This window comes from Pseudomonas sp. AGC41, assembly GCF_057334555.1.
Genome location: NZ_JBHFJB010000148.1, coordinates 67,408 through 76,670 on the forward strand (window position 1 = coordinate 67,408; position 9,263 = coordinate 76,670).

At 62.7% G+C, this 9,263-nt stretch carries 10 protein-coding genes; 2 read left to right on the forward strand and 8 right to left on the reverse strand.

The features are described 5' to 3' along the window. Positions 1-16 precede the first annotated feature (16 nt). The 8 genes from hpaI to ACE04F_RS24590 form a co-directional block, all read right to left on the reverse strand. Positions 17-814, reverse strand: coding sequence for a 4-hydroxy-2-oxoheptanedioate aldolase (gene hpaI / locus ACE04F_RS24555; RefSeq protein WP_486110291.1), 798 nt, complete (start codon positions 812-814; stop codon positions 17-19). A 13-nt stretch (positions 815-827) separates the two neighbouring features. Continuing rightward, entirely contained in the window at positions 828-1,631 is an 804-nt protein-coding gene (hpaH, locus tag ACE04F_RS24560) for a 2-oxo-hept-4-ene-1,7-dioate hydratase (protein WP_486110292.1), read from the reverse strand. A gap of 11 nt (positions 1,632-1,642) precedes the next feature. Next, entirely contained in the window at positions 1,643-2,947 is a 1,305-nt protein-coding gene (locus tag ACE04F_RS24565) for an MFS transporter (RefSeq protein ID WP_486110293.1), read from the reverse strand. 42 nt (positions 2,948-2,989) lie between these two features. Further along, positions 2,990-3,382: a tautomerase family protein gene (locus ACE04F_RS24570; RefSeq protein ID WP_486110294.1), complete on the reverse strand. Its 393-nt coding sequence runs from the start codon at positions 3,380-3,382 to the stop codon at positions 2,990-2,992. A gap of 82 nt (positions 3,383-3,464) precedes the next feature. Further along, positions 3,465-4,322, reverse strand: coding sequence for a 3,4-dihydroxyphenylacetate 2,3-dioxygenase (gene hpaD / locus ACE04F_RS24575; protein ID WP_486110295.1), 858 nt, complete (start codon positions 4,320-4,322; stop codon positions 3,465-3,467). Between the two features lie 206 nt (positions 4,323-4,528). Next, positions 4,529-5,989: a 5-carboxymethyl-2-hydroxymuconate semialdehyde dehydrogenase gene (gene hpaE / locus ACE04F_RS24580; RefSeq protein ID WP_434601046.1), complete on the reverse strand. Its 1,461-nt coding sequence runs from the start codon at positions 5,987-5,989 to the stop codon at positions 4,529-4,531. A 5-nt stretch (positions 5,990-5,994) separates the two neighbouring features. Beyond that, a complete protein-coding gene (locus tag ACE04F_RS24585; protein ID WP_486110296.1) occupies positions 5,995-6,765 on the reverse strand; it encodes a fumarylacetoacetate hydrolase family protein in 771 nt (256 codons plus the stop codon). Then, complete coding sequence (locus ACE04F_RS24590) at positions 6,762-7,439, reverse strand: fumarylacetoacetate hydrolase family protein (protein WP_486110297.1); 678 nt, start codon at positions 7,437-7,439, stop codon at positions 6,762-6,764. The genes ACE04F_RS24585 and ACE04F_RS24590 overlap by 4 nt, the downstream gene beginning before the upstream one ends. 183 nt (positions 7,440-7,622) lie before the next feature. Here ACE04F_RS24590 and hpaA point away from each other — a divergent pair, with 183 nt between their 5' ends. Both hpaA and hpaR read left to right on the forward strand, forming a co-directional pair. Then, positions 7,623-8,534, forward strand: a complete 912-nt coding sequence (gene hpaA, locus ACE04F_RS24595; RefSeq protein WP_486110298.1) for a 4-hydroxyphenylacetate catabolism regulatory protein HpaA — start codon at positions 7,623-7,625, stop codon at positions 8,532-8,534. A gap of 213 nt (positions 8,535-8,747) precedes the next feature. Continuing rightward, the gene (gene hpaR, locus ACE04F_RS24600; RefSeq protein WP_305500516.1) at positions 8,748-9,170 is read left to right on the forward strand and encodes a homoprotocatechuate degradation operon regulator HpaR; all 423 of its coding nucleotides are present in this window, start codon (positions 8,748-8,750) and stop codon (positions 9,168-9,170) included. Positions 9,171-9,263 lie beyond the last annotated feature (93 nt).

Consider the following 9,263-nt stretch of genomic DNA (forward strand, 5'->3'; position numbering starts at 1 on the left):
AAATGGTGACGGTGAGTCAGTAGACACCGCCGGTCGATGGTTTTGGAGTGTTCTTGAACGTCGCCGCCAAGGTCTGTAACCCGCGCGTCAGCACCGTCGTGTCCACGCCCACGGCGACAAACGCTGCGCCGAGTTCGATGTAGCGGCGGGCGAGTTTCTCATCGGCGCTGAGAATCCCGGCCGCTTTGCCCGCCTGGCGAATGCGCGCGATGGCGTCCTCGATGGCGGCTTGCACTTGCCGGTGGCCGGGATTGCCGCGATGGCCCATCGATGCGCTCAAGTCCGCCGGGCCGATGAACACCCCGTCGACGCCCTCGACGGCGGCGATGGCGTCCAGGTTGGCGAGTCCCTCGCAGCTTTCGATCTGCACCAGCAGGCACATCTGCTCATCGGCGTGGTCGAGGTAGCCGGCAATGCTGTTCCAGCGCGAGGCCCGGGCCAGCGCGCTGCCGACGCCGCGTACACCGTGGGGCGGGTAATGCATGGCGCGCACCAGTTCGCTGGCTTGGGCGGCGCTTTCGACCATCGGCACCAACAGCGTTTGCGCGCCGATATCGAGCAGTTGCTTGATCAGCGCCGTGTCGCCGATCACCGGGCGAATCACCGGTTGGCCGGGGTAGGGCGCGATGGCCTGGAGCTGGCCGAGCAGGGTGCGCAGATCGTTGGGCGCGTGTTCACCATCGATCAGCAACCAATCGAATCCGGCGTTGGCCGCCAGCTCCGCGCAGTAGGCGTCGGCCAGGCCCAGCCACAGGCCGATTTGTACTTCACCACTGCGCAGGCGTTGCTTGAAGGTATTGACGGGCATGTCCATGAGAAGTCTCCGGTCAGACGAAACGGCAGGCGATGGAGCCGAGCATGTCGTAGTCGACATGGAAGGTATCGCCCGGATTGGCCGCCACCGGGCGGGTGAAAGAGCCACCCAGGATGATCTGGCCCGGCTGCAGCGTGACGTCGTAGGCCGCCAGTTTGTTCGCCAGCCAGGCCACGCCCTTGGCCGGGTGATTGAGCACCGCCGCTGAAACGCCGGACTCCTCGATCACACCGTTGCGATAGAGCACCGCCGGCACTTTGCGCAGGTCGATCTCGGTGGGCCGCACGGCACGGCCGCCCATGACCACGCCGGCATTGGCGGCGTTATCGGAAATGGTATCGAAGACCTTGCGCGTGACCTTGGTCTGCGGGTCGATCTGCTGGACACGCGCATCGATGATTTCCAGCGCCGGGATCACCCATTCGGTGGCATCAAGCACGTCGAACAGCGTCACGTTCGGGCCTTTGAGCGGCTTGCCGAGAATGAACGCCAGCTCGACTTCCACGCGCGGCACGATGAAGCGCTCGAACGGAATGTCGCTGCCTTCATCGAAAAACATGTCGTCCAGCAGCGCGCCATAGTCCGGTTCGGTGATATTCGACGAGACCTGCATCGCGCGGGAAGTCAGGCCGATCTTGTGGCCGACCAGCTTGCGCCCGTCGTTGATTTTCTGCGCGACCCAGGCGCGTTGGATGGCGTAGGCGTCATCGATGGTGATGCCTGGATGGTCGAGGGAAAATTGCCGCACCTGTTCCCGGGAGCGTTCGGCTTGGTCAAGGCGCGCGGCGGCTTGCTGGATGAGGCTTTGGTCGAGCATGGCAAGGGTCTCTATTGTGGATTGACGATGGCTGCCCGGGTGCGCAGCACCAACAGGCCACCCAGGGCGATGAGCAATGCCAGGACGTAAAGGGCCAGGCTGGCGCTCTGGGTGGTGTCGCGCATCCAACCGATCAGGTAGGGCGCGAAGAACGAAGCGATGCTGCCGAAGGAGCTGATCAGCGCGATGCCGGCAGCCTGGGTGCTGTTGGACAGGAATGCCGGTGGCAGTTGCCAGAACATCGGTAACGCGGCGCTGGCGCCCATGCCGGCGAGGATCAGGCCGCCCAGCACCAGGGTCGGATTGGCCGGCGCAAGCCCGGCGATGGCAATGCCGGCCGCCGCCATCAACAGCGGCACGCACAGGTGCCAGCGGCGTTCCCGGTGGTGATCGGACGAGCGTCCGCAACCGATCATGAAGAAACAGCCGGCCAGGTAAGGCACGGCGCTGAGCAGCCCGACCTTGCCATCGCTGCCGATGCCGGCGCCATGGATCAAGGTGGGCATCCAGAACGCCAGGGTGTTGACCGCCAGCATCACCGCGAAATACACCGCCACCAGCAGCCAGACCTGTGGGTTGCCGAGAATGGCCGAGAACGAGGTGATGGATTTGCCCTGTTCTTCGTGGCTCAGTTGCTCGCGCAGTTGCTGCTTGGCGTCGGCGCTGAGCCAGTTGACCGTCTCGAAGCTGTCGGGCAGGCACTTGAGCACCACCAGGCCGAGCAGGATCACCGGCAAGCCTTCGATGATGAACATCCATTGCCAGCCGCGCAGGCCGCCGAAGTCATGGAAATGTTCGAGTATGCCGCCCGATAACGGCCCGCCAATCACCCCCGCCATCGGCACCGCAATGGCAAACAGCGCCGTGACCTGGGCCCGGCGCCGCGCCGGGTACCAGCGGTTGAGAAAGACCAGGATGCCCGGGAAAAACCCGGCCTCGGCTACGCCCAGCAAGAAGCGCAACACGTAGAACCCGCTGGCGCTTTCGATGAGGAACATGCCGGTCGACAACACGCCCCAGACCACCATCAGCGTGGCAATCCAGCGACGCGGGCCGACCCGGTCCAGGGCCATGTTGCTCGGCACGCCGAACAGCGCATAGGCGATGAAGAACAGGCCGGCGCCGAAGCCATAGACCGTGTCGCTGAACTGCAGGTCGGCGCTCATCTGCATCTTGGCGAAGCCGATGTTGATGCGGTCCAGGTGGGCAAAGAGGTAGCAGACCAGCAACAGCGGCATCAGCCGCCAGGTAATGCTGGCATGGGTGCGGTCGTGCGCGAGGGTGCCGCCGGTGTCGGCAGTATTGGCTGTGCTCATGATCTTGTACTTTTTGTCTGAGAGGCCGATGGGACGGACGGGCTAGCTGGGCTGGCCCTTGAGAAAGGCGTGGACGTTGTTGGCCTTGAAATTGAGTTGCTCGTGCAACTCGGTCATCTCGAACGACAGCGCCAGCAGGCGTTGGGCCTGCAAGTCGGCGAAGTGCATAGTGATCAGTTCGAAGAGTTTTTCCGCGACCTTTTGCCGGGTAGCCAGGTCGCGACCATGGCCGACCTTGAGCGTCATATGGACAAAGGCGTAATCGTGCTTGCCGTCGGCCATGCGCCAGGTGTCCAGGCGCACGCCACGGCTGCGGATGCCGCCCAAGGGAAACACACCGCTGTCGCCCAGCAAGAGGTGGACCTTTTCAAACAGGCCGGGCAGGTCGGCCTGCTGCTCGATGTTGTCGGTGTACTCGGCGATGAAATGGGGCATGGAGGCCTCCTGCGTCGGCAGCTTCGAGTTGTAAGCGGCAAGCGGCAAGTTGGGTCGATCAGCTTGAGCTTGCGGCTGTTGTTCAGACTGGAAAAATCGCGTTGATCTGGCCGGTGCCGGAGCTGCCGAAGGGCTCGGTGATGATTTCGGCGGGTTTGGCGTAGTCCGGCCTGCCGAGCAGCCCCAGCAACATCGCCGTGTCGTGCATCTTGCCTTCGCCGAAGCAGTGTTCGGCGTAGTCCGGGAGCATGGCGCAGAATTCTTTCCAGCGGCCTTCGCGCCACAATTTGACGACGTGCAGATCGACCTGCTTGTCGAATTCCCGCGTCCAGTTGTGAATGTTGGCTTCGGCGTTGCGATCGTCGGAGAAACGGTGGGACAGCGAGCCGGAGGCCAGGACCAGGACCTTGCGGTCGCTCTTCTCGATGGCCCGGCGCACGGCGGCGCCGAAGGCGAAGCTGTCCTGCAGGCGGTGCCAGGCGCACCAGGCGGCAATCGACACCACGTTGAATTTCTGCTCCGCCGGTACATCCATGTGCATGTAGCGCATCGGCACCAAGGTGCCGTATTCCAGCTCGAGGCTGGGGATGTTGTGGGCCAGCGTCCTGATATCGGCGGCATTGGCTTCGGCGGCGATCAACTCGCCCAGCTCCGGGCAACCCGGGTATTCGTACTCCATGTTCTTGATGAAGTGCGGCAGTTCGTTGCTGGTGTAGATGCCTTTGAAATGCGCACCGCTGTTGACGTGATAAGCGCTGTTGACCAGCCAGTGCACGTCGAACACCACCGCGGTATCGGCGCCGAGTTCACGGGCGCGACGGCCGATCTCCTTGTGCCCTGCAATCGCCGCCGCGCGGCAGCCGTGATGCTTGCCGGGCAGCTCGGACAGGTACATCGAGGGAACGTGGCAGATCTTCGCAGCCAGGACGACTTCGCCCATGATGATTCTCCTGAAATGTTGTTTTTGTTGATCTTCAAAACGCTGAAACAGGTCTTGGCCGATGAGCTCTCGTGGCGAGGGAGCTTGCTCCCGCTGGGACGGTCCGACGCTTCGGGCGCAGCGGCCCCATTTTTTTGCGATCGCTGCGCAATCGAGCGGGAGCAAGCTCCCTCGCCACGGGGCCATCGTCGCCAAGGAGGCTTGGGCTACACCCCCCAGCGCGGAATATGATGGCTGCCCATGGAAATGCACACGTTCTTGATCTCGGCGAAGACTTCGAAGCTGTACTGTCCGCCTTCGCGGCCGGTTCCGGAACCCTTTACGCCACCAAAAGGCTGGCGCAGGTCGCGCACGTTCTGGCTGTTGATGAACACCATGCCGGCCTCGATGCCATGAGCCAGGCGATGGGCCTTGCCGATGTCCTGGGTCCAGATATAGGACGCCAGGCCATATTCGGTAGCGTTGGCCAACCGCAAGGCTTCGGCCTCGTCCTTGAACGGGATCAGGCATACCACCGGGCCGAAGATTTCTTCCTGGGCGATGCGCATGTTGTTGTTCACGTCGGCGAACACCGTCGGCTGGATGAACTGGCCGCGACTCAGATGCGCCGGCAGGTTGGCCGGACGCTCCAGGCCTCCGGCGAGCAGGGTGGCGCCTTCTTCGAGACCGATCCTGATGTAGCCGGTGACCTTGTCGTAATGGGCCTGGGTGATCATCGAGCCGACCTGGGTCTTGGGGTCCTGCGGGTCGCCGACGATCAGGCGTCTGGCGCGGGCGGCGAACTCGGCTACGAACTGCGGGTAGACACTTTCCTGGATGAAGATCCGGCTGCCGGCGGTGCAGCGCTCGCCGTTCAACGAGAAGATGGTGAACAGTGCCGCGTCGAGGGCACGGTCAAGATCGGCGTCCTCGAAAATCAGTACCGGTGACTTGCCGCCCAGTTCCATCGAGTACTTTTTCAGGCCCGCGGTCTGCATGATTTTCTTGCCGGTGGCGGTGCCGCCGGTGAAAGAAATCGCCCGCACATCCGGGTGACGCACCAACGCATCGCCAGCCGTGGCGCCGTAGCCCTGGATCACGTTGAGCACCCCGTTGGGGATGCCGGCCTCGACGGCCAGGCGCCCGAGTTCGTTGGCGGTCAGCGGCGACAGCTCGGACATTTTCAGCACGGCGGTATTGCCCAGTGCCAGGCACGGCGCGGTCTTCCAGGTCGCGGTCATGAACGGCACGTTCCACGGCGAAACCAAGGCGCAGACACCCACCGGCTGGTACAGGGTGTAGTTGAGCATCTGGTCGTCGACCGGGTAGGTGTGACCGTCCATTCGGGTGCAGACTTCGGCGAAGAAATCGAAGTTGTGAGAAGCCCTTGGGATCAGCACGTTCCTGGTCTGGTGGATCGGCAAGCCAGTATCGAGGGTTTCCAGTTCGGCCAGTTTCGGCACGTTCTGTTCGATCAGCTCGCCGAGCTTGCGCATCAGCCGGGCCCGTTCTTTCGCCGGGGTGTTGGCCCATTTCGGAAACGCAGCCTTGGCCGCCGCGACAGCCTGGGCGACTTCCTCGGCGCCGCCGCTGGCGACTTCGCCAATGGCCTCGCCGGTGGCGGGGTTGTAGTTGACGAAGACGTCTTTGCTCTCGACCTCACGGCCATCGATCCAGTGTTTGATCATGCTGCTCAAGCCTCTTTCCGGGACGCGAAGAACTCGGCTTCGCTGACGATTGTGTTGACCAGGCGACCGACGCCTTCCACTTCCACGACCACTTCATCGCCCGGCACCACATCGGCCAGGCCTTCGGGCGTGCCGGTGGCGATCATGTCGCCGGGTTGCAGGGTCATGAAGCTGGACAGGTATTCGATGAGGTAGGGAATATCGAAAATCATGTCCTTGGTGCTGCCTTGCTGGCGCAACTCGCCATTGATCCAGGTGCGCAAGGTCAGGTTGCCGGGGTCGGCAACATCGGCAACGTCGACGATGTATGGGCCGACCGGTGTCGTGGCGTCACGGTTCTTCACCCGCAGGTTGGGGCGGTAGTAGTTTTCCAGGTAGTCGCGGATCGCATAGTCGTTGCAGACGGTGTAGCCGGCCAGGTAGTCCAGGGCGTCCTCACGCTTGACGTTGCGCGCCGGCTTGCCGATGACCGCCACCAGCTCGCACTCGTAGTGCATGTAGGCAACGTTGTCGGGGCGCCAGGTGATCTGGTTGTGGCCGGTATAGGTGCCGGGGGATTTGATGAAGGCCAGTGGTTCGGTCGGCGGCTTGAACGCCAGCTCCGCAGCGTGATCGGCATAGTTCAGGCCCAGGGCGAACATGCTGCCGGTGGCCGGAGGCAGCCACTGCACCTGGTTTTCGGCCAGTAGGCGACCGTCAGCCAGGCGCACGGCGTTATGGTTCTCGACCGTGACGGCGTGGACCTGGCCTTCAAAGTGAATGCGTGCGCGTTTCATGAGGCGGCTCCTGTTTCCTCGGCCACGATGGTATTGACGAGTCGGCCGATGCCGCTGATGTCCACTTCGACGCGATCGCCGGGCAGTACATCGACCCGGCCCTCGGGCGTGCCGGTGATCAATACATCGCCGGCATGCAGGGTCATGAACTCGCTGATCTCGGCGATCAAGCGGGGGATGTCGCGAACGAAATTGGCCGTGTTGTTCTGCTGGCGAACCTCGCCGTTGACGTACAGCGTGATCGTCAGGCTGTGGGGGTCGGCCACGTTGGCGCTGGGCACCAGGTCGGGACCGATGGTGCAAAAGCCATCCCGGCACTTGGCCTTGACGGCGGGGCGGTAGTAGCTGTCTTCCGGCAGGCTGAATTCATTGACCACGGTGTAGCCGGCCACATAGTCCAGCGCCTCGTCGGCGCTGACGCGACTGGCGGACTTGCCCATCACCACACCCAACGCTGGCCCGGGCTGCAGGCGCTCGCCCTGGCCTGGATGAATCACCTCGGCTTCGTGCTGATTACGGGTGTTCGGCGTCTTGATGAACAGCACAGGCTTGAGCGGCGGCTTCTGGTAAGGCGCTTGCTCGAACTCGGCGAGGCGCTGCTTCAGCAGCCCCTGGTAGTTCAGCGCGACCCCGAACAGGGTGCCGGTCGCGACGTCATGCAGGGCACGGCTCATGCTTGTCTCCTGGGTGGCAGAGACCTGTGCTCTGCGGATATTGTTAATGTGTTAACAGTTATAATTAAGATGTTAACTATCGTCAAGCGTGGCAGAATCTTCTGGCACTGGTTGCCTTGCCGATTTCGGCGCAGCATGAGCGCAGGCAGTGGCCTGAAGCAGAATAAAAACGAGTGATGCGTGATGAGCGACCGGCAGCCGATTCCGAACATCAACATTGGTCAGGTGTACGACCAGCGCTACAGCGATGCCGAAGTGCATTACGACCGGCTCGCCAACCTGGCCGGCTTTTTTGGGCGCAACATGCCGGTCCATCGGCATGACCGGTTCTTCCAGGTGCACTACGTCAAGAGCGGCACCGTGCGGGTGTATCTGGATGATCGGCAGTACGTCGAGTCAGGGCCGATGTTTTTTCTTACGCCGCCGACCATTCCCCACGCTTTTGTTACCGAAGCCGACAGCGACGGACACGTGCTGACGGTGCGTCAGCAACTGGTGTGGCAATTGATCGAGGCCGATCCGAGCCTGGCGCCGGCGGGCGTGCAGATGCCGGCGTCCTGTGTCGCGCTGGCGCAATTGGGGCCGGAGCAGACGGGGGAGGTGCGGCGGCTGGACTGCCTGTTCGAGGAATTGAGCGAAGAGGTGACAGCCGGGCGGCCGGGGCGCAGCGCGGCGCTGGACGGCTTGACGCGGCTGATCATGATCAGCCTGCTGCGGCTGTGCTCCAACTCCCTGGAAGCCAGGCCGGCGCGGCATGAAGACCTGAAGATCTTCCACCGTTTTAATGAATTGATCGAAGCGCATTATTTCCAGCACTGGCCCCTGTCGCGTTATGCCGCGGACATTGGCGTGACCGAGGCGCGCCTCAACGACGTGTGTCGACGCATTGCCGACTTGCCTTCCAAGCGTTTGATCATGGAGCGCCTGATGCAGGAGGCCAAGCGGCTGCTGCTGTTCACCGGCAGCTCGGCCAATGAAATCTGCTACCAGCTCGGCTTCAAGGACCCCGCGTATTTCAGCCGGTTTTTCCAGCGTTACGCCAGGCTGACACCGGGGGAGTATCGGCAACGGCAGTCGGGCCTGTTGTTCAAATAGGTCGACTAACCCGTGGCGAGGGAGCTTGCTCCTGCTCGGCTGCGCAGCAGTCGTAAAGCCTGCCATCGATTCTTCCTGGACCGCCGGGTTGAATGGTCTGGGGGTCGCTTCGCGGCCCAGCGGGAGCAAGCGCCCTCGCCACAGAAGCGAGGCGCTTGCGGCAGCCTGCCGGCGACACTAAGCTGCCGACTCGCCCATCCATACAGTTAGAACATGGCCAACCCGAGACCCTCACTGACGCTGACCCTGCTGCAAGCCCGCGAAGCGGCGATGGCTTTTTTTCGTCCGGCGTTGAACCAGCATGATCTTACGGAACAGCAGTGGCGGGTGATCCGCATTCTGCACCAGCAGGGTGAGTTGGAGAGCCATCAACTCGCCCATCAGGCCTGCATCCTCAAGCCCAGCATGACCGGCGTGCTCACTCGCCTGGAGCGCGACGGGCTGGTGCGGCGGCAGAAATCCAGCCAGGACCAGCGTCGGGTTTTCGTTGGCCTGACCGAGCGCGGCCAGCAGTGTTTCGTGTCCATGAGCGAAGGTATGGAAAGCAACTACCGGCGGATCGAGGAACAGTTCGGCGAAGAAAAAATGCAGCAACTGCTGGGTTTGCTCAACGAGTTGAAAAACATCAAGCCCTGAATCCTGAACCTTGAACCCTGAGCCCTGAGCCCTGAGCCCTGAAGCTTGGAGCTTGGAGCTTTTGTGGCGAGGGAGCTTGCTCCCGCTGGGCTG